Origin of the sequence: Demequina ureilytica, from assembly GCF_048553575.1 — a bacterium.
In the GTDB taxonomy this organism is placed as follows: domain Bacteria; phylum Actinomycetota; class Actinomycetes; order Actinomycetales; family Demequinaceae; genus Demequina.
Window position 1 is genome coordinate 40,915 of sequence record NZ_JBLZIE010000001.1, and the last position, 26,652, is coordinate 67,566.

Annotated in this window: 22 protein-coding genes and 1 tRNA gene; 6 read left to right on the forward strand and 17 right to left on the reverse strand. The window is 68.9% G+C overall.

The genetic code is table 11. The annotated features are described in order from the left end of the window. Nucleotides 1–22 precede the first annotated feature (22 nt). The 7 genes from eno to ACNI3K_RS00205 all read right to left on the reverse strand — a co-directional run bounded on the left by eno (nucleotide 23) and on the right by ACNI3K_RS00205 (nucleotide 10,314). Nucleotides 23–1,306 (reverse strand): phosphopyruvate hydratase, encoded by a 1,284-nt coding sequence (gene eno, locus ACNI3K_RS00175; protein ID WP_419389847.1) that lies wholly within the window; start codon nucleotides 1,304–1,306, stop codon nucleotides 23–25. Between the two features lie 77 nt (nucleotides 1,307–1,383). Next, nucleotides 1,384–2,046, reverse strand: a complete 663-nt coding sequence (locus ACNI3K_RS00180; RefSeq protein ID WP_419389848.1) for a nucleoside triphosphate pyrophosphohydrolase — start codon at nucleotides 2,044–2,046, stop codon at nucleotides 1,384–1,386. Between the two features lie 13 nt (nucleotides 2,047–2,059). Next, on the reverse strand, nucleotides 2,060–2,683 hold the full coding sequence (locus ACNI3K_RS00185) for a hypothetical protein (protein ID WP_419389849.1): 624 nt from the start codon (nucleotides 2,681–2,683) through the stop codon (nucleotides 2,060–2,062). A 5-nt stretch (nucleotides 2,684–2,688) separates the two neighbouring features. Beyond that, complete coding sequence (mfd, locus tag ACNI3K_RS00190) at nucleotides 2,689–6,216, reverse strand: transcription-repair coupling factor (protein WP_419389850.1); 3,528 nt, start codon at nucleotides 6,214–6,216, stop codon at nucleotides 2,689–2,691. Between the two features lie 74 nt (nucleotides 6,217–6,290). Next, nucleotides 6,291–6,941, reverse strand: a complete 651-nt coding sequence (locus tag ACNI3K_RS00195) for a sugar O-acetyltransferase (RefSeq protein ID WP_419389851.1) — start codon at nucleotides 6,939–6,941, stop codon at nucleotides 6,291–6,293. 71 nt (nucleotides 6,942–7,012) lie between these two features. After that, nucleotides 7,013–9,526, reverse strand: a complete 2,514-nt coding sequence (locus tag ACNI3K_RS00200; RefSeq protein ID WP_419391076.1) for a glycoside hydrolase family 65 protein — start codon at nucleotides 9,524–9,526, stop codon at nucleotides 7,013–7,015. A 44-nt stretch (nucleotides 9,527–9,570) separates the two neighbouring features. After that, on the reverse strand, nucleotides 9,571–10,314 hold the full coding sequence (locus ACNI3K_RS00205) for an HAD family hydrolase (protein ID WP_419391077.1): 744 nt from the start codon (nucleotides 10,312–10,314) through the stop codon (nucleotides 9,571–9,573). Between the two features lie 288 nt (nucleotides 10,315–10,602). Between ACNI3K_RS00205 and ACNI3K_RS00210 the strand changes: the two genes are divergently transcribed. Both ACNI3K_RS00210 and ACNI3K_RS00215 read left to right on the forward strand, forming a co-directional pair. Continuing rightward, on the forward strand, nucleotides 10,603–11,169 hold the full coding sequence (locus ACNI3K_RS00210; protein ID WP_419389852.1) for an OsmC family protein: 567 nt from the start codon (nucleotides 10,603–10,605) through the stop codon (nucleotides 11,167–11,169). Nucleotides 11,170–11,246: 77 nt separating this feature from the next. Beyond that, entirely contained in the window at nucleotides 11,247–12,032 is a 786-nt protein-coding gene (locus tag ACNI3K_RS00215; protein ID WP_419389853.1) for a methyltransferase domain-containing protein, read from the forward strand. A 16-nt stretch (nucleotides 12,033–12,048) separates the two neighbouring features. On the opposite strand, the gene ACNI3K_RS00220 is transcribed toward ACNI3K_RS00215, so the two are convergent. Beyond that, complete coding sequence (locus ACNI3K_RS00220; RefSeq protein ID WP_419389854.1) at nucleotides 12,049–13,614, reverse strand: winged helix-turn-helix domain-containing tetratricopeptide repeat protein; 1,566 nt, start codon at nucleotides 13,612–13,614, stop codon at nucleotides 12,049–12,051. 56 nt (nucleotides 13,615–13,670) lie between these two features. On the opposite strand from ACNI3K_RS00220, the gene ACNI3K_RS00225 reads away from it, so the two are divergent. Continuing rightward, a complete protein-coding gene (locus tag ACNI3K_RS00225; RefSeq protein WP_419389855.1) occupies nucleotides 13,671–14,501 on the forward strand; it encodes an SDR family oxidoreductase in 831 nt (276 codons plus the stop codon). Nucleotides 14,502–14,531: 30 nt separating this feature from the next. Here ACNI3K_RS00225 and pth read toward each other — a convergent pair whose 3' ends face one another. Then, nucleotides 14,532–15,104, reverse strand: a complete 573-nt coding sequence (gene pth / locus ACNI3K_RS00230; RefSeq protein WP_419389856.1) for an aminoacyl-tRNA hydrolase — start codon at nucleotides 15,102–15,104, stop codon at nucleotides 14,532–14,534. 92 nt (nucleotides 15,105–15,196) lie between these two features. Continuing rightward, the gene (locus ACNI3K_RS00235; protein WP_419389857.1) at nucleotides 15,197–15,835 is read right to left on the reverse strand and encodes a 50S ribosomal protein L25/general stress protein Ctc; all 639 of its coding nucleotides are present in this window, start codon (nucleotides 15,833–15,835) and stop codon (nucleotides 15,197–15,199) included. Nucleotides 15,836–16,128: 293 nt separating this feature from the next. Here ACNI3K_RS00235 and ACNI3K_RS00240 point away from each other — a divergent pair, with 293 nt between their 5' ends. Continuing rightward, on the forward strand, nucleotides 16,129–16,923 hold the full coding sequence (locus tag ACNI3K_RS00240; RefSeq protein ID WP_419389858.1) for a DUF1206 domain-containing protein: 795 nt from the start codon (nucleotides 16,129–16,131) through the stop codon (nucleotides 16,921–16,923). Here ACNI3K_RS00240 and ACNI3K_RS00245 read toward each other — a convergent pair. From ACNI3K_RS00245 to ACNI3K_RS00265, 5 genes are all read right to left on the reverse strand, one after another. Next, complete coding sequence (locus ACNI3K_RS00245; protein WP_419389859.1) at nucleotides 16,908–17,993, reverse strand: glycosyltransferase family protein; 1,086 nt, start codon at nucleotides 17,991–17,993, stop codon at nucleotides 16,908–16,910. The two genes, ACNI3K_RS00240 and ACNI3K_RS00245, sit on opposite strands and share 16 nt — an antisense overlap. After that, nucleotides 17,993–20,584, reverse strand: coding sequence for a sodium-translocating pyrophosphatase (locus ACNI3K_RS00250; protein ID WP_419389860.1), 2,592 nt, complete (start codon nucleotides 20,582–20,584; stop codon nucleotides 17,993–17,995). The genes ACNI3K_RS00245 and ACNI3K_RS00250 overlap by 1 nt, the downstream gene beginning before the upstream one ends. Before the next feature lie 163 nt (nucleotides 20,585–20,747). Then, nucleotides 20,748–21,728, reverse strand: coding sequence for a ribose-phosphate diphosphokinase (locus ACNI3K_RS00255; protein WP_419389861.1), 981 nt, complete (start codon nucleotides 21,726–21,728; stop codon nucleotides 20,748–20,750). Beyond that, nucleotides 21,725–23,287 (reverse strand): bifunctional UDP-N-acetylglucosamine diphosphorylase/glucosamine-1-phosphate N-acetyltransferase GlmU, encoded by a 1,563-nt coding sequence (gene glmU / locus ACNI3K_RS00260; protein WP_419389862.1) that lies wholly within the window; start codon nucleotides 23,285–23,287, stop codon nucleotides 21,725–21,727. Before glmU ends, ACNI3K_RS00255 begins: the two co-directional genes overlap by 4 nt. Before the next feature lie 216 nt (nucleotides 23,288–23,503). Further along, nucleotides 23,504–23,575 (reverse strand) — tRNA-Gln (locus tag ACNI3K_RS00265). 95 nt (nucleotides 23,576–23,670) lie between these two features. On the opposite strand from ACNI3K_RS00265, the gene ACNI3K_RS00270 reads away from it, so the two are divergent. Continuing rightward, nucleotides 23,671–24,285 (forward strand): TetR/AcrR family transcriptional regulator, encoded by a 615-nt coding sequence (locus ACNI3K_RS00270; protein ID WP_419391078.1) that lies wholly within the window; start codon nucleotides 23,671–23,673, stop codon nucleotides 24,283–24,285. A gap of 78 nt (nucleotides 24,286–24,363) precedes the next feature. Then, nucleotides 24,364–24,759, forward strand: a complete 396-nt coding sequence (gene mscL, locus ACNI3K_RS00275; protein ID WP_419389863.1) for a large conductance mechanosensitive channel protein MscL — start codon at nucleotides 24,364–24,366, stop codon at nucleotides 24,757–24,759. A 91-nt stretch (nucleotides 24,760–24,850) separates the two neighbouring features. Here mscL and ACNI3K_RS00280 read toward each other — a convergent pair whose 3' ends face one another. Beyond that, nucleotides 24,851–25,780, reverse strand: a complete 930-nt coding sequence (locus ACNI3K_RS00280; protein ID WP_419389864.1) for a 4-(cytidine 5'-diphospho)-2-C-methyl-D-erythritol kinase — start codon at nucleotides 25,778–25,780, stop codon at nucleotides 24,851–24,853. After that, nucleotides 25,777–26,652 (reverse strand): 16S rRNA (adenine(1518)-N(6)/adenine(1519)-N(6))-dimethyltransferase RsmA, encoded by an 876-nt coding sequence (rsmA, locus tag ACNI3K_RS00285; protein ID WP_419389865.1) that lies wholly within the window; start codon nucleotides 26,650–26,652, stop codon nucleotides 25,777–25,779. Before rsmA ends, ACNI3K_RS00280 begins: the two co-directional genes overlap by 4 nt.

Here is a 26,652-nt window from a genome sequence, read left to right on the forward strand (position 1 = left end):
CGGCCTCGTCAGCCGTGAAGCGTTACGCCGAGTAGCGGCGCGGGAACGCCGACGTGCCGGCGTACGCGGCGGCGTCGTCCAGCTCCTCTTCGATGCGCAGCAGCTGGTTGTACTTCGCGATGCGCTCGCCGCGGGCGGGCGCGCCGGTCTTGATCTGGCCGGTGTTGAGCGCGACGGAGAGGTCCGCGATCGACACGTCCTCGGTCTCGCCCGAACGGTGCGACACCATCGAGGTGAAGCCCGCACGCGTGGCCATGGACACGGCGTCGATGGTCTCGGTCAGGGTGCCGATCTGGTTCAGCTTGACGAGCAGCGCGTTCGCGGAGTTCTCGTCGATGCCGCGCTTGAGGCGCGTGGGGTTGGTGACGAACAGGTCGTCTCCCACGATCTGGACCTTGTCGCCGATGCGGGCGGTGAGGCCGGCCCAGCCCGACCAGTCGTCCTCGTCCAGCGGGTCCTCGATCGACACCAGTGGGTAGTCGGCGACGAGCTGCTCGTAGAAGTCAGCCATCTCCTCGGGCGACTTCTCGCCGCCCTCCCAGTTGTAGTGACCGTCCTCGTAGAACTCGGTGGCCGCAACGTCGAGCGCAAGCGCGACGTCGTCGCCCGGCTTGAGGCCGGCCTTCTCGATCGCGACCAGGATCAGGTCGAGCGCCTCGCGGTTCGACGCGAGGTTCGGCGCGAAGCCGCCCTCGTCTCCCAGGCCCGTGGCCAGGCCGCGCTCCTTGAGGACCGACTTGAGGGCGTGGTAGACCTCGGCGCCGTAGCGGTAGGCCTCACGGAAGGTCGAGGCACCGACGGGAGCGATCATGAACTCCTGGATGTCGACGTTCGAATCGGCGTGCGAGCCGCCGTTCAGGATGTTCATCATGGGGACGGGCAGCAGGTGCGCGTTGGGGCCGCCGATGTAGCGGAACAGTGCGAGGTCGGCGCTGTCTGCCGCAGCCTTGGCGACGGCGAGCGAGACGCCCAGGATCGCGTTCGCGCCGAGCTTGCCCTTGTTGTCGGTGCCGTCCAGCTCGAGCATGGTCTGGTCCACGATGCGCTGCTCGGTGGCGTCCAGGCCGACGATCTCGGGGGCGATCTCGTCGATGACCGCGTCCACGGCCTGCTCGACGCCCTTGCCCAGGTAGCGGTTCTTGTCGCCGTCGCGGCGCTCGACTGCCTCGAATGCGCCGGTGGAGGCGCCGGAGGGAACCGCGGCGCGCGAGAACGTGCCGTCCTCGAGCGCGACCTCGACCTCCACGGTGGGGTTGCCGCGCGAGTCAAGAATCTCGCGGGCGCCAATAGCCTCAATGCTGGCCATGATGCTCCTTCAGTTTGCTGGGGGTTTCTCTTTGGAGTCTATCGGCGCGCGATTTGGCTTGCGCACCGACGTTGGTCCTAGTCGGATGAATGTTCGGTGGCGACGGCCGATGCGGTCTCGGCCTCACGCGCGGCCGCTTCGTAATCCCGGGTCGCCTGGCGCAGCGCAGCCTCGGCGTCGACGCCCTCGGCCTGCGCGCGCGCCACGAGCGCAAGCAGCTGGGGGCCGATGCCAACGCCGGCCGGGTCCCGGACGTCCAGCTTTGCGCGGGACGCGCGGGAGATGACCTTCTGGGCGCGCGCGAGGGCCGGCTGCGCGGCGGGGATGCCGTCCATGACTGACTCGCGGCCCTTGGTCTCCTTCTTGATGCGCTCCCAGCTGGCGCTGACCTGCTCGGCCGTGGTCGCATCGGCGTCAGCGAAGACGTGGGGGTGACGCTCGGTGAGCTTTTCCGCGACGGCTGCGGCCACGTCATCGATGCCGAAGGGATCCTCGGGGTGCTCGCTCGCAACCCGCGCGTGGAACACGACCTGCAGCAGCACGTCGCCGAGCTCCTCGCGAAGGTCCGCGCGGCTGCCGGTCTCGATCGCCTCGAGCAGCTCGTGCACCTCCTCGAGCGCGTACGGCGCGAGCGATACGTGGGTCTGCTCGGCGTCCCACGGGCACCCGCCGGGTGAGCGCAGGCGGTCCATCACCGCGACGAGCCGGGCGAGCCCCTCGCCTTCGGTGCTAGCCGTCACTCAGTGTTGTCCATCACTCGGTGGCGAGCCAGGGCGAGTCGGTTGCGGTGAGGCCGTTGACGACGTTGTAGCTCGTGATCCACACGGGAGAGCCGCCGTTCGCCTCCGCCGTCGCGATCTCCACGGCCTGCTGCGCCGACTGCATGAACGCCTCGGCGCTGAAGTCTCCGGAGCGGGAGTTCGTGACGGCGTCCGCCTCGACCTGCTCCGCGACCGCCTGCAGCGCACTCATGTCCTCCGGCAGCAGGGTGAAGGCCGCCATGAGGAACGCGCTCTCGATCGCATCGACCAGCGCATCGCTGGGTTCGGACTGAATGCCCTGCGTGGTGAGCACGAGCTGCGCCTGCTGTTCCGCCTGAGTCCGGTGGTAGTCAAAGCCGATCTCGTCGGTCGCGGCGAGCAGCGGCTCACGCATCATCTCCAGCGTGATGACGTTGCGACGTCCGGCCGGCGCGGCAGCCTCGTCCTCCCAGGCGGCCTGCAGGGTCGACACCCGCTCGTTCGAGAGGGTCTCGCCCTCCACCACGGCGGCGGCTCCAGGCGCAGCAGGCTGGCCGGGTACCGCGCACCCAGCGAGCAGCAGCGCGGCCCCTGCGAGGAGGCCGCTGAGGGCACGATGACGAACGCTCATCTTCATGGGGCTCATCCTACGGGCGCAGGGCTGGTCACCCGAATCACCTCGCGGACCCAGTCGAGCACCGCGGGCCCTTCGATGGGCGTCCCGCCCAGGCGGGACGTGAGCGGCGCGGGCACCAGCACCTGGCGGACCGTCGGCTTGATGAGCGTTCCCGGGTAGATGCGGGCGATGCGCATGGCCGCAGAGTCCGGCAGCTCCACCGGGCTGAACCGGATGTACTTGCCCTGCGCGACCACGTCCGTGATGCCGGCCTCACGCACCTCGATGCGCAGCCGCGCGACGGCGAACAGGTTCTCGACGGGCTCCGGCAGGTTGCCGTAGCGGTCGCGCAGCTCCTCCTCGATGGCCGCGAGCGCGGACTCGTCGGCCGCATCGGCGATCTTGCGGTACGCCTCCAGGCGCAGCCGCTCGTGCTCGATGTACTCGGTGGGCAGGTGCGCGTCGATGGGCAGGTCCAGCGTCATCGGCGCGCGCTCGGGCTCGCCCTCGCCGCGGAAGTCCGCGACCGCCTCCCCCACCAGGCGGATGTACAGATCGAAGCCCACGCCCTCGATGTGGCCGGACTGCTCGCCGCCCAGCAGGTTGCCGGCGCCACGGATCTCGAGGTCCTTCATCGCGACGGCCATGCCCGAGCCCAGGTCCGTGTTGGCCGCGATGGTCTGCAGGCGGTCGTGGGCGGTCTCGGTCAGCGTGCGATCCATCGGGTACAGGAAGTACGCGTAGGCGCGCTCGCGGGCTCGGCCCACGCGGCCGCGCAGCTGGTGCAGCTGTGACAGCCCGAACGTGTCCGCCCGCTCGACGATCAGGGTGTTGGCGTTCGGGATGTCGAGGCCGGTCTCCACGATCGTCGTGCACACCAGGACGTCGTACTTGCGGTCGTAGTAGTCGACGATCACCTGCTCGAGCTGCTTCTCGCTCATCTGGCCGTGCGCGACCGCGATGCGGGCCTCCGGCACCAGCTCGGAGAGCCTGCGCGCCGCGGAGGTGATGGTCTTGACCGAGTTGTGGATGAAGAATGCCTGACCGTCCCGCATGAGCTCGCGCCGGATCGCGGCCGCGACCTGCGGGTTCTCGTACGGCCCGACGTAGGTGAGGATCGGGTGGCGCTCCTCGGGAGGGGTCGCGAGCGTCGACATCTCCCTGATCCCGGTCACCGCCATCTCGAGCGTCCGCGGGATGGGGGTCGCCGACATCGACAGCACGTCCACGTCGGTGCGCATCGCCTTGAGCGTCTCCTTGTGCTCGACCCCGAACCGCTGCTCCTCGTCGATGATGATGAGCCCGAGGTCCTTGAAGCGAACCTGGCCGGTGATGAGGCGGTGGGTCCCGATCACCAGATCGACGGTGCCGTCCGAGAGGCCCTGGATGACCTCCTTGGCCTCCTTGTCGGTCTGGAATCGTGACAGCGACGCGACCTTCACCGGGAACTGCGCGAACCTCTCGGTGAACGTGTCGACGTGCTGCTTGACCAGCAGCGTCGTGGGGCACAGCACCGCCACCTGGGCGCCGTCCTGGATCGCCTTGAAGGCCGCGCGCAGCGCAATCTCGGTCTTGCCGAAGCCGACGTCGCCGCACACCAGCCGGTCCATGGGCACGGACTTCTCCATGTCCGCCTTGACCTCGTCGATGCTGCTGAGCTGATCGGGGGTCTCGACGTACGCGAAGGCCTCCTCGAGCTCGCGCTGCCACGGGGTGTCGGGGCCGAACTGGCGGCCCTGCGACGCCATGCGCGCCGAGTACAGCCGGATCAGCTCGCCGGCGATCTCCTTGACGGCCTTGCGCGCACGGCCCTTGGTCTTCGCCCAGTCGGAGCCGCCCATCTTGTTGACCGAGGGCGCCTCTCCCCCGACGTACTTGGTGACGAGGTCCAACTGGTCCGTGGGCACCGACAGCCGGTCGGCCGCGCCGCCGCGCTTGGACGGCGCGTACTCGATCACCAGGTACTCGCGCTCGACGCCACGCACCGTGCGCTTGGTGAGCTCGACGAACCGGCCCACGCCGTGGCTCTCGTGCACCACGAAGTCGCCCGTGCGCAACTGGAGGGGGTCGACAACGTTGCGCCGCCGGCTCGGGACCTTGACCTTGGGGCCGGCCGCAGCCGCCGAGCGGCCCGTGAGGTCCGACTCGTTCAGCACGAGCATCTTCGACCCGGCGGACTGGAAGCCCGTGCCCGTGATGTGGGGCACGATCGCCACGACGTCCGGGGCGGGCTCGTACTCGTCCATCACGCGCGCGGCGATGTCCAGCTCGGCGCACTGCTCGGAGAGCCGATGCGCGGAACCGGTGCCCGCGGCCGTGATCACTACCTGCCAGCCCTCAGCCACACGCGAACGCACGGAGACCAGCGCCCTCTCGAGCCGACCCCGGTAGTCCTCGACGTCCGTCACCGAGGCGACGACCGCATCGGCCGCGCCGAAGGGTCCGATGGTCGCCCAGTTCAAGCCCCTGGCCTCGGAGGCGTCGCGAATCTCGTCGAGCGACAGGAACGTGGCGGCCGCGGGCTCGATCGGCGCCTCGGCGCCGGCGGTCGCGCTCACCCATGCGGCGGCACGGAACTCGTCGGCGGTGCGGGTCAGGTCCTCGGCGCGGCGGGCGAGCCGCTCGGGCTCTACGGCGACCACGCGGGTTGCACGCGGGAAGGACTCGGTGATGGGGACCAGCCTGTCGACCAGCACGGGGATCAGGCTCTCCATGCCCTCGACGGCCACGCCCGATGCGATGCGCCCCAGCATCTCGGCGGCGGCGGGGATCTCGTCGACCAGGGACGCGGCACGGCGGCGCACGTCGTCGGTGAGCAGCAGCTCACGGCACGGGGGCGCCCACAGCCCTCCGACGTCGGCAAGGGAACGCTGGTCCGCGACGGAGAACGACCGCATGGAGTCCACCTCGTCGCCGAAGAACTCGATGCGCACCGGGTGCGGGTCGGTCGGGGCGAACACGTCGACGATGCCGCCGCGCACGGCGAACTCGCCGCGGCGCTCGACCATGTCGACGCGTGTGTAGGCGGCGCCCGCGAGCGCGTCGGTCAGCGCGGTGAGGTCGATATCGTCTCCCACGCGCAGGGACACCGGCGTCAGGTCAGCGAGGTCAGGAATCACGGGTTGGAGCAGCGCGCGCAGCGGGGCAACCACGACGGCGGCAGGAGGCAGCCCGGCCTCGCGCTGAACGATCTCGGGGTGGACCAGGCGCCGCAGCGTCGCGAGCCGGCGCGCCACGGTGTCGGAGCGCGGGCTCAGGCGTTCGTGCGGGAGCGTCTCCCACGCAGGGAGAGTGGTCACGGTGGCGGGGTCGAGGAAGGAGCCGAGAGCGGCCGCGAACGTGTCCGCATCTCCCGAGGTGGCGGTGACGACCACGACCGGAGCATCCGCATCGGCCACCGCGCGCGCCACCAGTGCCGGCGCCGCCGCTGTGGGCGCGACCAGGTGACCGGCCTCGATCACGGGCAGGTCGAGGTCGCTCAGCAGACGGGTCAGTGGGCGAGTCACGGGAGCCTCCAGGGCATGCGAAGCGACCGGAATCTCCGGCTGGGCCATCCTACGTTCCTACGGGACGCCTCACAGATGCGAACCGTCTACAGAACCTTCCGACAGGCGGTGGGATGACGCGGTCAGTGCGCCTTCACGTAGCCCGTACGGTCGTCCTCGGTGATCTCACGGATCACGCGCGCCGGCACCCCTGCCACCACGGTGTACGGGGGGACGTCCTTGGTGACCACTGCACCCGCCGCCACGATCGCCCCGTCGCCGATGGTCACTCCGCCTACGACGGTCACTCCGCCGCCGATCCACACCGAGTTGCCGATGGTGATGGGCTCGGCCCAGCACGCCCCCGCCGCCCGCTCGCCCGCGTCGAAGGCGTGATTGGCGGTGTACAGCCCCACCTTCGGTCCGAACAGCACGTCGTCACCGATGGTGATGGGCGCGCAGTCCAGCATCACGCAGTCGAAGTTGCCGAAGAACCGTTCCCCCAGACGGATGTTGACGCCGAACTCGCACCGGAAGGTCGGCTCGAAGTTCGCGCCTTCCCCCACGGAGCCGAGCAGCGGCCTCAGCAGCGCCTCGCGCTCCGCCTGGGGCCGCCCGTAGGAGGCGTTGTACTCGTTGGTGGCGAGCACCGCTCGCGTGCGGGCCTCGACCAGCTCGGGCGTGACGTCGTCGTACATGGCTCCGGTGGCCATGTGCCGGAACTGCTGCTCGAGAGTGCTCACCTGCGAGGCCGCCCTTCGCTGTCGTTGGCCCGCACCGTGCGCTGCGGTCACGCCCCAGCCTAGCGCCGCGCACTACGCACACAGCCGAGCGCATGGCGGTGCCAGCGACCGCATCGGCCGCCCTAGTCCTGGATGCGCTCCGCGATCTCGTCGAGGTTGATCTCGTGCGTGGGCGGCACGTCGTCGTTCACGTTCGCGGGCAGCGAGGGGCGGATCACGGTGCCGTCTGCGCGCACGGTGCCGTGGAATGCCGTCGCGTCGGGTGCACCCGGGAGGCGCGGACCCTGCCCGTCGAGCGGCACCGTGAGCGGCTGCAGCTGGGTCAGGGAGAACCGCTCGCCGCGCACCTCCACCGACAGCCCGGGGCCCTCCTCGATGGTGAAGGTCACGTCCTCGGGCGCGATGCTGACGCGTACGCGCGTGCCGTGCTGGGTCAGGCGGAACGTCAGGCAGTCCCAGCCGTCGGGAAGCCGCGGGTCGAACTTGAGGACGTCGCTCTGGTCGCGGAACCCGCCGAACCCGTAGACGAGCGCCGACCACACGCCGCCAGCCGATGCCACGTGCGCGCCTTCGGAGGCGTTCGAGTGCAGATCACCGAGGTCGACATAGAGGCTGTCCCAGAAGTAGCGTAGCGCCAGATCCTCGTACCCGACCTCGGCGGCGATGATGGACTGGACCACCCCCGACAAGGTCGAGTCGCCGGTGGTGATCGGGTCGTAGTAGTCGAAGTCGGCCTTCTTCTGCTCGGCCGTGAAGTCGTCTCCCTGCAGGAACAGGGCGAGCACCACGTCGGCCTGCTTGAGCACCTGGAAGCGATAGATCACCAACGGGTGGAAGTGCAGCAGCAGCGGCCGCTTGTCCGCCGGAGTGTTCGCCAGGTCCCACACCTCGCGTTCGTTGAACAGCGCGTCCTGAGGATGGATCCCCAACTGCTCGTCCCACAGGATCGCCATGCCGTCCGCGGCACGCTCCCATTCCTGGACCTCGTGCTCGGTCACCCCGAGGCGCGAGACCAGGCGCGAGTATTGCTCGGGCCACCGGTCCTGCAGCTTGCGCACGCTCCCGGCTGCGCAGCGGAGATTGAACCGCGCCATGACGTTCGTGTAGAGGTTGTCGTTCACCACGGTGGTGTACTCGTCGGGCCCCGTCACGCCGTGAATCCGGAACGACTCGCCGTCGCCAGCCACGCGCCGCCAGAAGCCCAGATCAGCCCACATGCGAGCCGTCTGCACCAGGATGTCGATGCCCTCCCGCGCCAGGAAGTCGTCGTCCCCGGTCGCGCGCACGTACTTGTCGATCGCATAGGCGATGTCGGCGTCGATGTGATACTGCGCCGTGCCGGCCGCGTAGTACGCCGAGGCCTCCTCGCCGTTGATCGTGCGCCATGGGAACAGCGCGCCGTTCTGCGCAAGCTCACCCGCGCGGCGCTCGGCGGCTCCGAGCATCCGGTATCGATACCTCAGCGCGTTGCGCGCGATCACAGGGGACGTGTACGTGAAGAACGGCAGCACATAGATCTCGGAGTCCCAGAAGTAGTGCCCGCCATAGCCGGAGCCCGTGACCCCCTTGGCGGCGATGCCGTGCCCGTCTCCACGCGCCGCGGCCTGGGCCAACTGGAACAGGTTCCAACGCACCGCCTGCTGAATGCCGTCGTTGCCCTCGATCTCGACATCGGAGCGCTTCCAGAAGTCCGTGAGCCACTCGCGCTGATCCTCGAACTGGGTCCCGATGCCTTCTGACCGGACACGGTCCAACGTGCGGTTGCAGCGGTCGGCGAGCTCGCGCGCCGGCACCACGCGCGACGTGTGATAGCTCACCACCTTGGTCAGGGAGAAGGTCTGGCCCGGCTTGGCCCGCGCCCGAAACACGTGCTTCGCGTAGTCCTGCTCGACCTCGGTGACGCGGTCATAGTCGTCCTCGAAGTCGACCCAATGCTCCATCGCGGCTGCCAGCGTCATGCCGGAGCTCGCCGCCTGGTAGCCGAGCACCACTCGGTCGCCCTCGGCATGCTGCAGGCGCGGCTCGAGCACCCGCGCCTCGAGCTTCTCGGCCTTGCGCGGATCGGCGATGACGTCGGGTGACGGGTTGGCGCGGTACTCGTCCAGACCCGCCTGCCGGTTGAGCAGCTGCGAGGAGATGGCGATGGGCGCCTCCTCGTCGAGCAAGGTGACCTCGAAGGTCATCAGCGCGAGGTGGCGCTGCGCGAACGACACCATGCGCTTGGACCGCACCCGCACGCGATTGCCGGATGGCGTGCGCCACAGCAGATCGCGGGAGAGCACCCCGTCCCGCATGTCGAGCACCCGGGAGTAGCTGACCAGGTCCGCGACGGACAGCAGCAGCGGCTCGTCGTTCACGTAGAGGCGGATGATCTTGGGGTCGGGCACGTTGACGATGGTCTGCCCGGTGCGCGCGAAGCCGTAGGCCTCCTCGGCATGCAGGATCTTCCAGGTCTCGTGGAAGCCGTTGATGAACGTCCCGTGCGCGTGAGCATCGTGGCCGTCCTCGACGTTCCCGCGCAGCCCCAGGTAGCCGTTGCCCACGGCGAACAGCGTCTCGGTCACCCCAATGTCCTTGCGGGAGAACTCCGTCTCCACCAGGCGCCACGGGTCCACGGGGAATCGCAGGCGGTCCATGTAGTCGGGCGCGCCGGTGTCTCCGACCTTGCGCTGGGCGGCCTTCACTGTCCGATCAACTCCTCAAGGCCCGTCACGACCATCTCGGCACCGTTGTCGACGAGCGCATCGACGCCCGCCCCTCGATCCACTCCCACCACGAGCCCGAAGTCGCCCGCGGCACCGGCCTGAACGCCCGAGAGCGCGTCCTCGACCACCACGGAGTCCTGGTCGGCCACGCCGAGCCGCTGCGCGGCGAGGGAGAACATGTCGGGCGCCGGCTTGCCGTCGATGCCCTCGGCGGCGACGACGTTGCCGTCCACCACGACCTCGAAGCGGTGCGCGAGACCCGCGGCCTCCAACACCGCGGGAGCGTTGCGTGAACTGGACACCACGGCCATGGCGACGCCGAGCTTCTCGAGGTGGTCGATCAGCGCGATTGAGCCGGGATACGCCTCCACGCCTTCCTCGTGCAGAATCGCCTCGAACGCGTCGTTCTTGGTGTTGCCGACTCCGCAAACGGTCTCGGTGCCGGCCGGGTCGTCGGGACTGCCCTCGGGCAGCACCACCCCGCGGGATGCGAGGCACGCACGCACCCCGTCGTAGCGGGGCTTGCCGTCGACGTACGCGAAGTAGTCCTCGTCCGTGTACTGCGGGGTGATCCCGTGCTTAGCGAAGTAGTCGGTGAACATTCGGTTCCACGCCTTCATGTGGACCTCGGCAGTGGGGGTCAACACCCCGTCCAGGTCGAACAGCGCCGCCGAGAAGCGGCGGTCGTCCCTGTGCGGGATGGCCCAGGCGTTATTCATCGTGGTCACGAGTTCTCCCTCATGCGGTCCACAGTCGTGGTCGGGCGCGGGCATGATGGCGGGCCTGCCACCGGCACTATCGATAGTAGTGACGGTGCCCGGGGGTCTGTCCATTCACAGCTCAGGGACGTCTGCCTCGACGCCGCCTAGCGACCCAGCGGCACAGCCTGTCTCCACGTTTCCCCGAGACTTTCTCCACCCTTCCTCCAAGAGCTACCGCCCGCACAGCACGCATGCTCGAAAGTGCACGGCAAGTGCCGAGCCAAGAACGAGACAAGGAGGAGCATCATGACCACGACCGAGAACGTCGAGACGCGCAACGGGGTGGACGTCAGCCAGCTGACCCACACCGTCGACGCGATTGGGACCGACCCCGACTTGGCGAACTTCCGCTTCCGCGCCCACAATGTGTGGCTCGGTGGCGGCCGTTCCCGCACAGAGATGCACGGCTTCTGGGGCGCGGGCGCCGAGGACACCTCGCGTGCGGAGCCCTTCGTCCTCCACGGCGATGAACCACCAGTGCTGCTGGGCAGCAACCAGGCTCCGAACGCTGTCGAGGCAGTCCTGCACGCGCTGGCCTCGTGTCTCGCCGTAGGCGTGACGTACAACGCGGCCGCCCAGGGCATCGACGTCCGTTCGCTGGAGTTCGACCTCGAGGGACGGCTCGACCTGCATGGATTCCTCGGGCTGTCGCCGGACATCCGGCCCGGGTATCAGCACATCGAGGTGACGTATCGCATCGACAGCGACGCGCCGGACGACGTCCTCGACGAGCTCTGCGCACACGTGCAGCGCACCTCCCCGGTCCTGGACATGCTGCGTCACCCGGTCGAGGTCAGCGTCACCCGCACCTGAGGCCATGCCGACGTCCAGGCGGGGGAGGCTTCGCCACCGCCGCCTGGGCGTCGGAGAAGACACAAAGAGAGGCGATCATGAGCACTTTGAACGACACACCCATCGATGTCCGCGAGCTCGACGGCAAGGTGCAGCGGATGTACACCGACGTCGCGGAGCATCCGGACGGCACCTTTCACTTCGAGACCGGTCGCGCGGTGGCTGAACGGCTCGGCTACCCGGAGGACCTGCTCGACGCGATCCCGCAGGAGGCGTTGGCGTCGTTCGCCGGCGTCGGCTGGTTCCTCGACCTCGCGGACCTGCGCGGCGGCGAACGGGTCGTGGACTTCGGCAGCGGATCGGGCACCGACAGTTTCGCGGCGGCCCACCTCGTCGGCCCGACCGGTCGAGTGCGTGGGCTGGAGTACACCGATGCCCAGCTCGCCAAGGCGAGCCGGCTGGCAACGGAGGTCGGCGCCACACAACTGGACTTCACCGCGGGACGGATCGAACGCGCCCCTTTCGGTGACAACACGGCTGACTGCGTGATCTCCAATGGCGTCATCAACCTGATCGTGGACAAGCAGGCGGTCATTGCCGAGGCCGCCCGGCTGCTGCGGCCGGGCGGCAGGCTCGCGATCGCGGACATCGTCACGGAACAGCCTTTGACCGACACCATCGTGCGCAACGCCGACCTGTGGGCCTCGTGCGTCGGTGGAGCAGCTCAGCAGGACGACTACCTGAGGATGATCGAACGATCCGGGCTGGAAGTGCAGCACACACGGGTCAACGACTACGGTTTCCTCTCCGATCAGGCCAGGGGCGCCTCCCGGACCTATGGAGTCAAGTCCGTGTCCGTGCTTGCTGTGAAGCCGCAGCAGTGAACCGACCCGGCCTGACCTACCGCCCCTGCGGCACTCCCGCCGAGCGGAGGCCCTGGAGATAGAGCGCGCGCTGGTCCTGGCGCTTGAGATAGAACAGCTTGTGCTCCGCGTAGTCGATCGAGAACTCCGGGCACTGCTCCAGCAGCGCCGGCACCTCCGCACTCGCCCGGTGAGCCTGGCCGGACTGGGCGAGAGCGACCACCCGATGCGCGGTAGTCCAGTACTGGCAGTTGGGAATCGCGGCGGCGCGCACCGTCCAGTCGATGGCCTTGTCGTAGCGGCCGGCGAAGAGCAGGGGCAGCGCGCCATACGTGAGGAAGGCCCATAGTTGCGGATCGTGCGAGCCGAGCGCGACCGCATGCTCGAACTGCGTGACCGCATCGGCATAGTTGCCCTCGTAGCACAGAGAGTCGCCCACACCGCAGTACGCCGTCGCGTAGGCCGGGTTCAGACTGACCGCCCGTTGGTTGGCCGCTAGGGCGGATGCGTAGTCGCGGCGCGCGAGCTGGACTCGGCCGTGCAGGGCGTGGAAGACCGCGTTCTGATCGTCGGCGCGCAGCGCGGTCATGGTTGCGTCACGGGCGGCATCCAGGAGATCCACGGTGGGATCGGTGTCCCAATAGACCATCCCCAGCACCACGGAGTAGGCCCACCACGCGTGCGCGTCGGCGAACTCGGGCTCGATGTCGCGGCAACGGTTCAAGAGTGTCTGAGCCTCGCGGTTGCCTTCCCGTGTGAACTGGAAGAACTGGTACGTCCCCTGGTGGAACAGATCCCACGTGCGAAGGTCGGTGCGCGGTCGGCTGCTGCTGCGGTGACGCTCGGCCAATCCCACCTGGGGTTCGACCGTGGCCACTACGATGTCGGTCACCTCGTCGAGCACGCTGAAGAGATCTCCGAAGGTGCGGTCGAACGTGTCCGCCCACAGACAGATCCGCGCGGTGGTGTCGGTGAGGCTCGCCGACACGCGCAGGCGATCACCGTCCAGGCGAACGCTCCCTTCGACGGCGTAGCGGGCACCGAGCTCGTCCCTCATGCGGGCCATGGCGTCCGGGGCGCCGGACATGCCCGCCGTCGCCGCCCCGGTCAGCACTCGCAGCCACCGATGCTTGGACAACGTGGCGATGACGTCCTGAGTGAAGCCGCGGGCCACATGGGCGTGCTCCGCGGTGGACGACACGTCGGCGAAGGGCAGGACGGCGATCACGGGGCGGTCGCGGTCCGTGTCGACGACGGTCTCGGCCGGCCTCGCGCGTGGCGTGTCCTCGGACTGCTGCTCGCGTACCGCTGCGACGAACCGATAGCCGCGTCCATGGACGGTGCGAATCACCCGCTGGGCATCACCGGAGTCACCGGTCGCCCGACGTATCGCGCGGATCTGACTGCTGAGAGCCGATTCGGTGACAAAGCGACTACCCCAGACTGCGTCCAGCAGCTCCTCCTTGGGCACCACCCGATCGCGGGCGTCGACGAGGTGCAGGAGCACCTGCATCGCCCGCGGCTCGATCGGCACGGCTCGACCGGCGCGGCGCAATTCCATGAGGCCCCTGTCGAGCACGCACTCGCCAAAGCGGAGCGCCATACTTCGAAACTAGCACCGGCCGGCGAGTGCGTCGCTGCCGGGCCTACCATCGTGGGATGGGTACCGTCAAAGCACACCTCGGTCCAGCCCGCACCGCCCTCGTCACGGGCGCCTCACGGGGAATCGGGCGACATCTCGCCGTCGGCCTGGCCGATGCCGGGCTGGAGGTCGCCCTCCTCGCCAGGGACGCCGACCGCCTGGGCGACGTCGCCCGCGAGATCTCCTCGCGTGGAGGCAAGGCCGTCGCCCTGACCGCGGACGTCACCGACAGGCACGCTGTCGACAGGGCGGTGTCCGCCGCCGAGAACGCACTCGGCGCGATCGACTTGCTCGTCAACAACGCGGGCCTGAACGACGCCGAGGTGCCGCTGTGGGAGGCCGATAGGGACGAGGTCCGGCGGGTGCTGGAGGTCAACGTCTACGGCGCGTTCCTGCTCGCCCGGGCCGCTGTCCCGGGCATGCTCTCGCGCGGCGGGGGCCGGGTGGTGGACCTCAGCTCCGGTTCAGGCACCCGGGACATGGGCGTCACGTTCGGCTACAACGCCGCCAAGACAGCCCTGTTCCGCGTCGGCGGCGGGCTGCACGAGGCCGGCTACTCGCGTGGGCTGCGTGCCTTCGAGGTCGCGCCCGGTGTGGTGGCGACCGACATGACGGAGGACATGGCCGCCCACGCGGACCGTACTGACTGGACTCCGCCCGAGGCCGTGGTCGAGCTGGTCACCGCGATCGCCGACGGGCAGCTGGACAGTCTCTCGGGCTGCTATCTGCGGGCCGGGTCCGACACTGTCGACGAGCTGCGCGCGCGGGCCGCCGCGGCTGCCGACGGAGCACCGACGGGCCGTCGGCTCACCGTCAGCGACTGGGAGGTCCACCCAGCTGCTCGCTGACCGACGCGCCCAGTTCGCGCGACCGGAGGGTCAGCGCTTGGTGTGAAAGCGCTGCTGCGCGGCCTCCAAGCCATCGGACAGGACCGCCTCGACCGCATCGGCCGCATCGCTGATGACCAGCGGGAGCTCTTTGCGCTCGCTGGCCGAGAAGGGCTTCAGCACATAGGCGGCGGGGTCCATGCGTCCCGGCGGGCGATCCACGCCCACCCGCACCCGCAGATAGTCCGGGGTGCCGAGCGCCTTGGCGACGTCCTTGAGGCCGTTGTGGCCGCCGGCGCCGCCCCCGCGCTTGAGGCGGACCGAGCCGTAGGGGATGTCGAGATCGTCATGGATAACGATGACGGACGTGGGTTCGACCGAGTGGTACTTCGCGAGCGAGGACACGGGGCCGCCGCTCACGTTCATGTACGACATGGGGACGCCGAGCACCACCATGTCCCCCGCCAGCCGAGCCGTCGCCGAGTGGGTGCGGGTCTTCTTGTGGACCGACAGCGTGGTCGAGGCGCGGCGCGCGAGTTCGTCGACGACCATCTGGCCGACGTTGTGTCGCGTGCCCGCGTACTCTTCGCCGGGGTTGCCCAGCCCGATCACGAGCGCGGTCATAGTCTCCCCTGGTTGCCGTCCGCCAACGCGAAGCGCCCGCCACCACGGGTGACGGGCGCTGCGCATGAGTGAAGCCTAGTTGTTCACAGGGCTCAGTTCTCGTCGTCCGCGGGGGACTCCGACGGGCCGTCGCCCTCCTCGGTGCCAGGAACCACGTCGCCCTCGGGGGCCGCGGCCTCCTCCTCGGCGGCGGTGCGCGGCACGGAGATGTGCACGATCAGCTGCTCGGGGTCGCCCTCGAGCTCCGAGCCCTGCGGGAGCTTGATGTCGCCGGCCAGCAGCTTGTCGCCCTCCTCCATGCCCTCGATCGACACGGTGACGTACTCGGGAAGGTGCGTCGCCTCGGCGAGGACCTCGAGCGAGTTGATCTCGAGCACGTGGATGGTGCCGGGTGCGGACTCGCCCTCGAGGTGAACGGGCACGTCGACCGTGATCTTCTCGCCCTTCTTCACGATGAGCAGGTCGACGTGAACGATGTAGGGCTTGATCGGGTGGCGCTGGACATCCTTGGCGACCGCGAGGGTCTTCTTGCCTTCGATGTCGATGGTGAGCAGCGCGTTGGGGTTCTTCAGCGCCATCATCGTCTCGTGGCCCGGCAGCACGATGTGGTCGGGCGCGGTGCCGTGGCCGTAGAGCACGGCAGGGATCTTGTCGTTGGCGCGGATACGACGCGCGTAGCCCTTGCCGAACTCGGTGCGGTGCTCTGCTGCGAGCGTGAGCTTGTCAGCCATGGGGGTTCTCCTCGGGATCGGTCAGATGCTTAGGTTGTGCGGGCCTGGGCAAGGCAGGCTCTTGAGAAGCATCTGCCGCGTCGATCACGGAGAGCCCGGAGGCCTCCCTCGCCGAGGAACTGGACCATCATACCTGAGCGCTCGCCTCGCCGTCTGCGCCCGTGCGGCACGGGCGCGGCACGTGTGCCTCACGTGTGTGTCACGTGTGCGTCGCCCCCGCGTGGCCGATGCGGGGGCGGGGGCGAGCACGGCACGCGGGGAATGGCGCACGGCACCTCGGACGTTCGAAGAGCATGACTACCTCACACGCATCGACCGCGCGCAGCGGGGACACCGGCGACGCCTGGGAGAAGGCGGCCCGGGCCGGATACGCGGTCTCGGGGCTGGTACATCTGGTACTGGGCGTGATCATCGTTCAGATTCCGTTGTCGGGCGAAGACCAAGAGGCGGATCAGTCGTCCGCCCTGTCGTCGATCTCCGAGTCCACCTTCGGAGGGATCGCGCTGTGGGGAGTCACGGTCGCTTTCGTGGCTCTGGCCGCTTGGCAGGCGGCGGACGCCTTCCGAGGATCCGACAAGTCCGACCGGCTCAAGTCCGCCGGCAAGGCAGTGCTCTACGCAGCATTGGCATTCACGGCCGGGTCGATCGCGATGGGCTCTGCCGGCTCGAGCGGCGACTCGCAGGCGCAGGGCGTCGTGCAGGCCCTCCTGGAGGCTCCGGGTGGACGCTTCCTGGTGGGTGCCCTCGGCCTCGCGATCCTGGCTGGCGCGGGCTACCACGTGTACAAGGGTTGGACTCAGAAGTTCCGTGAAGACCTGCGACCGCAGTCCGGGTCGGAGGTGTCGACAGCCGTGACCGCCACCGGCACTGTGGGCTACGTCGCCAAGGGTGTGGCCCTCGCAGTGGTCGGCGTGCTGTTCCTCCTCGCCGCGATCAACTCCGACGCCGAGGAGGCCCAGGGCCTCGACGGTGCGATCGACAGCCTGCTCGGAGTGCCGGGCGGCCAGTGGATCGTGGCGCTCGTGGGCATCGGCTTCGCGGCGTACGGGCTGTACTCGTTCGCGAGGGCGCGCTACGCCCGCATGTGACGTGTCTTTGCTCCAGGGGCGTCGTCAGGGAACCAGCGGCTGACCGCGCCTGCAAAGCGCGCCTCGAACAGCGTGTCGTCGTGATGGTCGCGCAGCCAGCCCACGAAGTCCCCTCCCGCGACAGCATTGAGCTCGCTACGGCAGCGCGCGGTGTCGGTCACCGCGCTCATCAACATCTCCTCCGCCTGCGAAGCATCCCGGTAGAGCAGCGGGTAGCGATCGGGAAGCAGCGCGCGCGACCACTCGCGGTCGGGAAACACCCCGACCACCCCGGCCACCATCGCCTCGACGTACTCCAGCCCGTACGACTCCTCGTGCGCGGTCGCTAGGAAGGCGGTCGTGCGGGCGAGCCGGTAGTAGTAGTCCTCGCGGGTCGCCGTGAGCGGCCCTACCCATACCCAGTCGCGGCGCGACATGCGAATCGCCTGCGCGGAGATCAAGTGGGACTCCTCCAGGCGCATCTCGACGGTGATCGGCGTGCGTCGTCGCACCTTCTCGACCACATCCAGGAACAACTGCGGCTTCTTGCGGTCAGACAACCGAATCGCCGGATAGAGCACCACGGGCACCGCCGGATCCTCGCGCCCCTGCACGTGAGCGAGACGGATCCCCAGGTTGGACCAGTCGAGCCGCAGTCCAGCACCCACCTGCGGCACCGTGAGGGCCCCCACGATCTCGCGAATCTCCGTCGCGGTGCGTTGCGAGTTGGCGAATGTGGGCATCAGCGCACACGAGAGCGCCAAGGAGGCGCGGTCCACCGGATGAGTGAACTGCGAGGTATTCCACCATACGAAGTTCATGAGCCGCGGCTCGGCGCCACCCGAGGCGAGTGTGCGCCACACCGACGGAGAGTCCACCACGTCCATGTTGATGACCACGGTCCGCTCGGGCTCGACAAGCTCGAGCGGCACCACCACAAAGCCGTCTGCGCGTTGCGCTCGCGATCCGATCAGCGCCGCGCCGGGGTAGAGACGCTGGAGCCGGCGCACCAAGGTCGATCCCGCATCGTGGCCCGCGACCCGCCCGTCCTCGACCGTGATGCCCGAGCAGCGGATCGCGACGGCGGTCATCAGTTCGGCGCGCCGATGCGCCCTTCGGCACCCTTCTCCGCGGCCTCGCGATCGACGCTGGCGGGGCCAGCATCCGGCGCAGGATCCGTGGAGGTGTCGAGATCATCGTCGCCCGAGAGCGACGCGTGGATCCGCATCCCGTAGAAGGAGCGGTGGACGAAGAACACCGAGACGGCGAGGAACAGCGCCGAGAGCCACAGCACCAGCGTGCCGTTGCCCTGCTCGGTGAGCCCCACCGCGAGCTCGACGGCCAGCAGACCGAACAGCGTGGTGAACTTGATCACGGGGTTGAGCGCCACCGACGACGTGTCCTTGTAGGGGTCGCCGACGGTGTCGCCGACCACGGTCGCCTCGTGCAGCGGAGTGTTCTTGGCGTGCAGATCGACCTCCACGATCTTCTTCGCGTTGTCCCATGCGCCGCCCGCGTTGGCCATGAAGTTCGCCTGGTAGAGACCGAACAGCGCGATCGAGATGAGGTAGCCGATGAAGAAGAACGGCTCGACGAACGCGAAGGCCAGGGTCACGAAGAAGATGGCCAGGAAGATGTTGACCATCCCCTGCTGCGCGTACTGGGTGCAGATCTCCACCACGCGCTTGGAGTCCTCGATGGATGCCTTGGTGACTCCGTCCAGGCGGATGGTGCGGCGGATGTACTCGACGGCACGGTATGAGCCGGTGGTGACAGCCTGGATCGACGCACCCGTGAACCAGTAGATGGTCGCGCCGCCCGCAATCAGCCCCAGCAGGAACGGAGGGTGAATCAGGGAAAGGTTCTCGATTCCTGTGGTGAGACCCTCGGTCAGCGAGATGATGATCGAGAAGATCATGGTGGTGGCACCCACGACGGCCGTGCCGATCAGCACCGGCTTGGCGGTGGCCTTGAAGGTATTGCCCGCGCCGTCATTCTCTTCCAGCATGCGCTTGGCGCCATCCCACTGCGGGCTGAAGCCGAAGTCGCGCTCGAGCTCGGCGTCGATCCCCTCGATGTCCTCGATGACCGACAGCTCGTACACGCTCTGCGCATTGTCCGTGACGGGTCCGTACGAGTCGACGGCGATCGTGACCGGTCCCATGCCCAAGAAGCCGAAGGCGACAAGCCCGAAGGCGAACACCGCCGGCGCGAGCATGACGTCGGCGAGGCCCATGCCGGAGATCAGGTACGCGGCACCCATCAGCGCCACCGTCGCCATGCCGATCCAATACGCGGCGAAGTTGCCTGCGACCAGTCCCGACAGGATGTTGAGCGATGCCCCGCCCTCGCGGGAGCTCTTGACCACCTCCTGCACGTGCCTGCTGGAGGTGGAGGTGAAGACCTTCACCAGCTCGGGAATCAACGCTCCGGCCAACGTTCCGCACGAGACGATGGTGGATAGCTTCCACCACAGCCCATCGGACATGTCCCCGATGACGAGGTACGTCGTCAGGTATGTCGCGGCGATCGATACGGCAGAGGTGAGCCACACCAGGGTGGTGAGCGGGTGCTCGAAGTTGAGGCGTGCGGCGCGTGCGTAGCGCCAGCTCGTCCACCGGTCGTTGACCACATAGGACAGGGCCGATGCGACAAGCATCACCGCTCGCACGACGAAGATCCACACCAGCAGCGAAGCCTGGGTCGCCGGATCATGCACGGCGAGGAGGATGAACGTCACGAGCGCCACGCCCGTGACGCCGTACGTCTCGAACCCATCCGCGGACGGCCCTACCGAGTCGCCCGCGTTGTCGCCCACGCAATCGGCGATGACTCCGGGATTGCGGGCATCGTCCTCCTTGATCTTGAACGCGATCTTCATGAGGTCGGAGCCGATGTCCGCGATCTTGGTGAAGATGCCGCCCGCGATGCGCAGCGCCGCTGCGCCCAGCGATTCGCCGATGGCGAAGCCGATGAAGCAAGCACCGGCGATGTCGCGCGGCAGGAACACCAGGATCACGATCATGATGAGCAGCTCGAGGCTGATCAGCACCATGCCGATGCTCATGCCGGCCTTGAGCGGGATCCGATGAAGAGGAAGTGGCCTGCCTTCCAGAGCCGCATGCGACGTCCGCGAATTGGCGTACGTGTTGACGCGGATGCCGAACCACGCCACCGAATACGATCCGGCAATCCCGATCACGCTGAACGCGATCACCGTCGCCACCCTGCCCCACGAGAAGCCCACGAGCACGCCGTAGTACAGGACGATCACGCCGCCGATCGCGGTCCACAGGATCGCGAGGAACTTGCCCTGCTGAATCAGATACGCCTTGGAGGTCACGTAGATCAGTTCCGACACCTCGCGCATCGACTCGTGCACCGGTAGACGACGAATCTGTCGTAGCACCGTCACCCCGAAGGCGAGGCCGAGGACTGCGACCACGAGCCCACCCAGCAGCAGCGCCGTCCCGGACGGACCGCCGACGGTCGTCGAGGCCGACAGCTCCGGAAGCGCAAGGCTCGCCTCGCCACCGTCGATCTGGGTGCCGCTGCAGGCAGCGAGGACCGGAATCGCGGCAGCCGCGAGGAGCGGTGCACGGAGCTTCCGAGCCAGCGACGCGCCTCGAGACCTTCCCGCCTGGGTGCGTCGATTCTTCGTTGAGCCTGACGTGGGTGACATTCATGCTCCTGTTGCGTGCCCGAGGGGGACCTCTCGCAGACTACGAGCGTCGATTCCCTGCCACCGGTGACCTTGGGCCCAGGTCAGACGCAAAGAGGCCGCGCGGCCTGTCGGCTGCGCGGCCTCGTTGGTGGAACGGGATGCTGGTCGAAGCGGGATGCTCTCAGACGTTGCCCTGGAACAGGCTCGTCACCGAGCCGTCGTCGAACACCTCGCGCACCGCGCGAGCGATCAGCGGGGCGATCGACAGCACCGTGAGCTTGTCGAACTTCTTGTCCTCCGAGATCGGCAGGGTGTCCGTCACGACCACCTCGCAGATCTTGGAGTCGCGCAGCCGCTCCATCGCCGGACCCGACAGCAGCCCGTGGGTCGATGCCACGATCACGTCCTTGGCGCCGTTCTCGAACAGCGCCTCCGCGGCCTGGACGATCGTGCCGCCGGTGTCGATCATGTCGTCGACGAGCACACACGTGCGCCCCTCGACCTGGCCCACGAGCTCGTGAACCTTGACCTGATTGGGCACCGACGGATCGCGGCGCTTGTGGATGATCGCGAGGGGCGCTCCCAGGTAGTCCGACCATTGGTCGGCCAGGCGCACACGCCCCGCATCGGGGGACACGATGGTGAGGTTGTCGGGCGACACCCGGGTGCGCACGTACTGCGCGAGGAGCGGCATGGCCCACAGGTGGTCGACGGGGCCGTCGAAGAACCCCTGGATCTGCGCGGTGTGCAGGTCGATGGACATGATGCGGTCCGCGCCGGCGGTCTTGAACAGATCCGCCATCAGCCGCGCCGAGATCGGCTCGCGCCCCTTGTGCTTCTTGTCCTGGCGCGCGTACCCGTAGCAGGGGATCACGACGGTGATCTGCTTGGCGGATGCCCGCTTGAGCGCGTCGACCATGATCAGCTGCTCCATGATCGCCTCGTTGATCGGTGCGGCGTGAGACTGGACGACGAACGCATCGGCCCCTCGCACGCTCTCGCCGAACCGGACGTAGAGCTCGCCGTTGGCGAACGTGTAGGCGGTGGTGGGGAGGAGCTCGATGTCGAGGTCCGCCGCGACCGCCTCAGCGAGCGCCGGGTGCGCGCGGCCCCCCGCCAGCACCATCCGTCGGCCGCTCGCGTGCGAGATCTCTGCGCTCATGCGTCTCCCTTGGAGTCGTCGGCCGTGGCGGCCGGTGAAGTCGACGATAGCCCGTCGGGCGCGTCATCTGCGTGGGTGGCCCGATGGGCCGCCTCGGCCGAGGTGCTGCCGGCGCGGCGCCGCTCGACCCAGCCTTCGACGGTCTGCTGAGGCGAGGAGTTGATGGCCAGCGCGCCCGGCGGCACATCGTGCCGAACCGTGGTGCCGGCGCCGGTGTAGGCGCCGTCGCCGATCGTCAGCGGTGCGATCAAGGTGTTGTCGGAGCCGATCCGCACATGCGCGCCCACCGTCGTGCGGTGCTTGTTGACGCCGTCGTAGTTCACGAAGATCGTGCCGGCTCCCACGTTCGAGCCCTCACCGATCTCGGCATCACCCACGTAACTGAGGTGGGGCACCTTTGCGTGCGGGCCGATCACCGAGTTCTTCACGCCCACGAACTCGCCGACCTTGCCGCCCTCGCCGATGACGGTGCCAGGGCGCAGGTGCGCGAACGGGCCCACGGTGGCGCCGGGCCCGATCTCGGCAAGCTGCGCGTGCGTGCGCAGCACCGTCGCGCCGGGCCCCACGAGCACGTCGGTCAGCGTGCAGTCGGGGCCGACGGTCGCGCCGGAGGCGACCTCCGTCCGGCCGTGAAGCTGAGTGCCGGGCAGGATGGTCGCGTCCGCCGCGAGCGTGACCTCGGCGTCGATCCACGTGGTCGTGGGGTCGACGATGCTGACGCCCTCGCGCATCCAGCGGTGCAGGATCCGGTCGTTGAGCGCCCGGCCGGCAGCCGCGAGCTGGACGCGGTCGTTGACGCCCTCGGTCGCTGCGGCATCGGGCGCGACGAACGGAACGACGTGTCCACCGGCGCTGCGGGCGATCGCGACCACGTCCGTCAGGTACATCTCGCCCTGCGAGTTGTCCTGACCCAGGCGAGCGAGCGCCTCACGGAGCACGGCGGCCTCGAAGACGTAGATGCCGGCATTGATCTCGGTGATCGCGCGCTGCTCGTCGGTCGCGTCCTTGTGCTCGACGATCTCGACGACCTCGTCGGTCCCGGCGTCGCGCACGATCCGGCCGTAGCCGGTGGGGTCGCCGACCTGCGCGGTGAGCAGGGTGACGGCCGCACCGGAAGCCTGGTGGGCGTCCACCAGCGCTCCGAGCAGCTCGCCGTCGACCAGCGGCACGTCACCACTCGTGACGACGACAGCGCCGTCGAGCTGAGTGTCGAGCACCGCGGAGTCACCGACCTCACCGCTGGCGACGCGCGCCGCGACGGCGGTGGCGTCGAGCGTCGACAGGCCGCAGTAGACGGCGCGGCCGGTGCCGGGAATCTCGTCCTGATCCGCAAGCAGCGCGTGCGGGGCGATGTCATGGATGTGGGCCGCGACGCGCTCGCGGTCGTGGCGGACCACGACGGCGACGCGGCGGGGCTCGAGGGCTGCGGCGGCGGTGAGTGCGTGGCCCACCAGCGAGCGCCCGGCGATCGAGTGGAGCACCTTGGGGGTGGCCGACTTCATGCGGGTGCCTGCGCCGGCGGCGAGGATGATCACGGCGGCGGGTCGCGTGCGGCTCACCGGGCTCCCTTCTGCTGCCCCTCTCGGGGCGTTCAACTGCTGCGGGCACCACTCTACCGGCGGGCGGGGGATGCGACCCACGCGTCTCGGCTCCCCACGCGCCGCAGCGTTCCTCACACAGTTGGGAAACATGGGGCCCGTGGCACAGGTGTGGCAATCCCGAGCGGCGCACCTGTCACGTGCAGCACAGGTGTGTGAGGAACGCTCCGACGAGGGCTCCGCCCACAGGATTCGAACCTGTACTCCAAGGCTCCAAAGGCCTGAGTGCTGCCATTACACCAGGGCGGAACAGGGGGCTCGCGCCCCCGAGTGGCCCAGTCTGCCAGGATTCGCGGCACACTGGGGACGTGACAGACGAGCTTCGCAAGGTCCCCCGCGCCCGCATGACGGCGCACGAGCGCCGTGAGCAGCTGCTCGTCGTCGCGCGCACATTGTTCGCGGAGCGCGGCTTCGAGGGCACCTCGGTGGAGGAGATCGCCGCCCGCGCGGATGTCTCCAAGCCGGTGGTCTACGAGCATTTTGGCGGCAAGGAGGGCGTCTACGCCGTCATCGTCGACCGCGAGGTCCAGTCGCTGCTCGGCTCCTTGACGGGTGCGCTGGACGAGCGCGGCCACCCCCGTCAGCTCGTCGAGCGGGCCGCGATGGCGCTGCTGGACTACATCGAGTCCTCACCGGACGGGTTCCGGATGCTGGTGCGCGACTCCCCCGTCGCCCAGGGCACCGGCACGTTCTCCTCGCTCATCGGCGACGTCGCAGCCCAGGTCGAGCACCTGCTGGCTCACCAGTTCGCCAAGCGCGGGCTCAACCCGTCGAGCGCGCCCATCTATTCGCAGATGCTCGTGGGCATGGTCGCCCTCACCGGTCAGCACTGGGCCGAGGTCCGCGAGCCGTCCAAGGACGAGGTTGCCGCTCACCTCGTGAACCTCGCCTGGAACGGGCTCAACAACTTCGAGAGCGTGCACATGCAGGACTCCGGAAGCGAGCCTTCGGCCGAGTAGCGCGGTGAGTTCTGGCCGCGCGGCCGATGCGGGCCTAGCCTTGGCTGGTCACGTCACCTTCCGGCAGGAGCACCAGCAATGATCAACGGATTCAAGGCCTTCATCGCGCGCGGCAACGTGGTCGACCTCGCTGTCGCCGTGGTCATCGGCGGCGCGTTCGCGCTCGTCATCAGCGCCGTCGTCGAGGGGCTTGTCACGCCGCTGGTGGCAGCGATCTTCGGCGAGCCCGACCTCGCGAGCGTCGCGACCTTCGAGATCAACGGCGCAGTCTTCAGCATCGGGCTCGTGCTGGACGCCCTGTTCAACTTCCTTGCCGTCGCGGCCGCGATCTACTTCGCGATCGTGATGCCGCTCAACAAGCTCGCCGCGCGGCGCCCCAAGGACGAGGCCGCACCCGACGAGGCTGTGAGCCCCACCGAGATCCAGTTGCTCACCGAGATCCGCGACGCGCTCGCCGCGCGGCCACGCGACTAGGCCGCGACTGCGCCCTGGAGGGACATGAGCGCCAAGATTCGGCCCGGATCCTGCGCTCATGTCCCGCTGGGGCGCGGGGGCGTAGGCAGGGCTAAGTGACGAGAACCGCGCCGGGTGCGGGGCCGGACGCGGTGACCACCGCATCGGCCGTGTCCGAGACGGTGAGGTGTGCCGCGATCGCGAGGGCGTGCTGACGCGAGCGCGCGAGCGCCGCCACCGTGGGACCCGAGCCCGACACCATCACACCCAGCGCGTCGGCCTCCAGCGCCGCGTCCATCACGGACTGCAGGTGCGGGGCGAGCGACAGCGCCGCAGGCTGCAGGTCGTTGACCAGCGCATCGCCGAGCGCCTGCGCGTCCCCCGCGACGAGCGCCACCATGATCGGGTCGCTGATCTCAGGCTCCACTGCCTCGCGCTCCCCGTCCGCGACCATCCGGTCGAACTCCCCGTAGACATCCGAGGTGGACAGGCCGTGTCGCTGGGTCGCAAGCACCCAGTGAAATCGGCCGCGGGACATCGCGGGCGTGATCCGGTCGCCCCGGCCGAGCCCCACGGCGGTGTGCCCATGGAGGATGAACGGCACGTCCGACCCGAGCTCAGCGGCGATCTCGTCGAGCTGCGTGCGCGAGGCCCCCGTGTCCCAGGCCTCGGCACAGGCGAGCAGCGCGGCCGCGGCGTCGGCGGAGCCGCCCGCCATGCCTCCAGCGACCGGCACGCCCTTGACGATCTCGATGTCCACGCCTTCGCTCAGCCCGAACTCTCGTCGCAAGGCGGCGGCCGCGCGCACCGCGATGTTAGTGGCGTCGAGCGGCACTGAGGAGACGTCCACATGCGAGCCGGGCGCGGCGGCCACCGTGACGGAGATCGACTCGTCCTCGCGCGGTGTCGCCGTGACCGTCTCGTACAGCTCGACCGCCTGGAAGACGGTGGCGAGGGGGTGGTACCCGTCCTCGCGCGGTGGGCCCACCGACAGCTGCAGGTTGACCTTGCCTGGCGCGCGCACGGTGACGGAACGGGTCATGCGTCCACCCTGTCAGAGGTGGGGGGCGTGGCGGCGGCCAAGGCCTCGGCGATGCGCGCGAACGCCACCACATCCAGCTGCTCCCCGCGCGTGAGGGGCTCGATGCCCACGGACCGCAGGGCGTTTTCCGATGCGGCGGCGGAACCGGCGATGCCGGCGAGCGCGCCCCGCAATCCCTTGCGACGCTGGGCGAACGCCGCGTCGATCACGGCGAACACCTCGCGGCGCGTGGCCGTCGTCTCCGGTGGCTCGCGGCGCTCGATGAGCACGAGCGCACTGTCCACCCGGGGAACGGGCCAGAACACGGCGCGGCCCACGCCGCCGGCACGGCGGCTGGCGCCGTACCACGCGGCCTTCGCCGACGGGATCCCGTATGTCCGGGACCCGGGCGGTGCGGCAAGCCTGTCGGCGACCTCGGACTGCACCATCACGAGCACCCGCTCGATGGACGGGAAGTGCTCGAGCAGGTGCAGGATCACCGGCACGGACACGTTGTAGGGAAGGTTCGCCACCAGGGCCGTGGGGGGTGCGGGCAGCTCGGTGAGAGTGAGCGCGTCGATGGGGAGCACCGTCAGTCGCGAGGCCTCGGCCGATGCGCGGGCTGAGACAGTGCGCGGCAGCGCCTGGGCGAGAATCGGGTCGATCTCCACCGCTGTGACTTCCGCGCCGGTCTCGAGCAGGGCAAGGGTCAGCGACCCGAGTCCGGGGCCGACCTCGATCACGTGATCGCCGGGGCCGACGGCGGCGATGCGCGCGATGCGGCGCACCGTGCCTGAGTCGACGACGAAGTTCTGGCCCCACTTCTTCGCGGGGGCAGTGCCGAGAGACTCGGCGAGGGTGCGGATGTCAGACGGGCCGAGCAGGTCCGCCAC

Excerpts from the sequence above, each read along its gene's own strand:
- mscL (WP_419389863.1), top strand. The coding sequence starts at position 24,364 with ATGATCAACGGATTCAAGGCCTTCATCGCGCGCGGCAACGTGGTCGAC.
- ACNI3K_RS00245 (WP_419389859.1), bottom strand. The coding sequence starts at position 17,993 with ATGACCGCCGTCGCGATCCGCTGCTCGGGCATCACGGTCGAGGACGGG.
- ACNI3K_RS00235 (WP_419389857.1), bottom strand. The coding sequence starts at position 15,835 with ATGGCTGACAAGCTCACGCTCGCAGCAGAGCACCGCACCGAGTTCGGC.
- ACNI3K_RS00185 (WP_419389849.1), bottom strand. The coding sequence starts at position 2,683 with ATGAAGATGAGCGTTCGTCATCGTGCCCTCAGCGGCCTCCTCGCAGGG.
- ACNI3K_RS00250 (WP_419389860.1), bottom strand. The coding sequence starts at position 20,584 with ATGTCACCCACGTCAGGCTCAACGAAGAATCGACGCACCCAGGCGGGA.
- ACNI3K_RS00210 (WP_419389852.1), top strand. The coding sequence starts at position 10,603 with ATGACCACGACCGAGAACGTCGAGACGCGCAACGGGGTGGACGTCAGC.
- ACNI3K_RS00240 (WP_419389858.1), top strand. The coding sequence starts at position 16,129 with ATGACTACCTCACACGCATCGACCGCGCGCAGCGGGGACACCGGCGAC.
- pth (WP_419389856.1), bottom strand. The coding sequence starts at position 15,104 with ATGACCGCGCTCGTGATCGGGCTGGGCAACCCCGGCGAAGAGTACGCG.
- eno (WP_419389847.1), bottom strand. The coding sequence starts at position 1,306 with ATGGCCAGCATTGAGGCTATTGGCGCCCGCGAGATTCTTGACTCGCGC.
- mfd (WP_419389850.1), bottom strand. The coding sequence starts at position 6,216 with ATGGCCCAGCCGGAGATTCCGGTCGCTTCGCATGCCCTGGAGGCTCCC.
- ACNI3K_RS00270 (WP_419391078.1), top strand. The coding sequence starts at position 23,671 with ATGACGGCGCACGAGCGCCGTGAGCAGCTGCTCGTCGTCGCGCGCACA.
- ACNI3K_RS00280 (WP_419389864.1), bottom strand. The coding sequence starts at position 25,780 with ATGACCCGTTCCGTCACCGTGCGCGCGCCAGGCAAGGTCAACCTGCAG.
- ACNI3K_RS00200 (WP_419391076.1), bottom strand. The coding sequence starts at position 9,526 with ATGGACCGCCTGCGATTCCCCGTGGACCCGTGGCGCCTGGTGGAGACG.
- ACNI3K_RS00215 (WP_419389853.1), top strand. The coding sequence starts at position 11,247 with ATGAGCACTTTGAACGACACACCCATCGATGTCCGCGAGCTCGACGGC.
- ACNI3K_RS00205 (WP_419391077.1), bottom strand. The coding sequence starts at position 10,314 with ATGAATAACGCCTGGGCCATCCCGCACAGGGACGACCGCCGCTTCTCG.
- ACNI3K_RS00255 (WP_419389861.1), bottom strand. The coding sequence starts at position 21,728 with ATGAGCGCAGAGATCTCGCACGCGAGCGGCCGACGGATGGTGCTGGCG.
- ACNI3K_RS00220 (WP_419389854.1), bottom strand. The coding sequence starts at position 13,614 with ATGGCGCTCCGCTTTGGCGAGTGCGTGCTCGACAGGGGCCTCATGGAA.
- ACNI3K_RS00225 (WP_419389855.1), top strand. The coding sequence starts at position 13,671 with ATGGGTACCGTCAAAGCACACCTCGGTCCAGCCCGCACCGCCCTCGTC.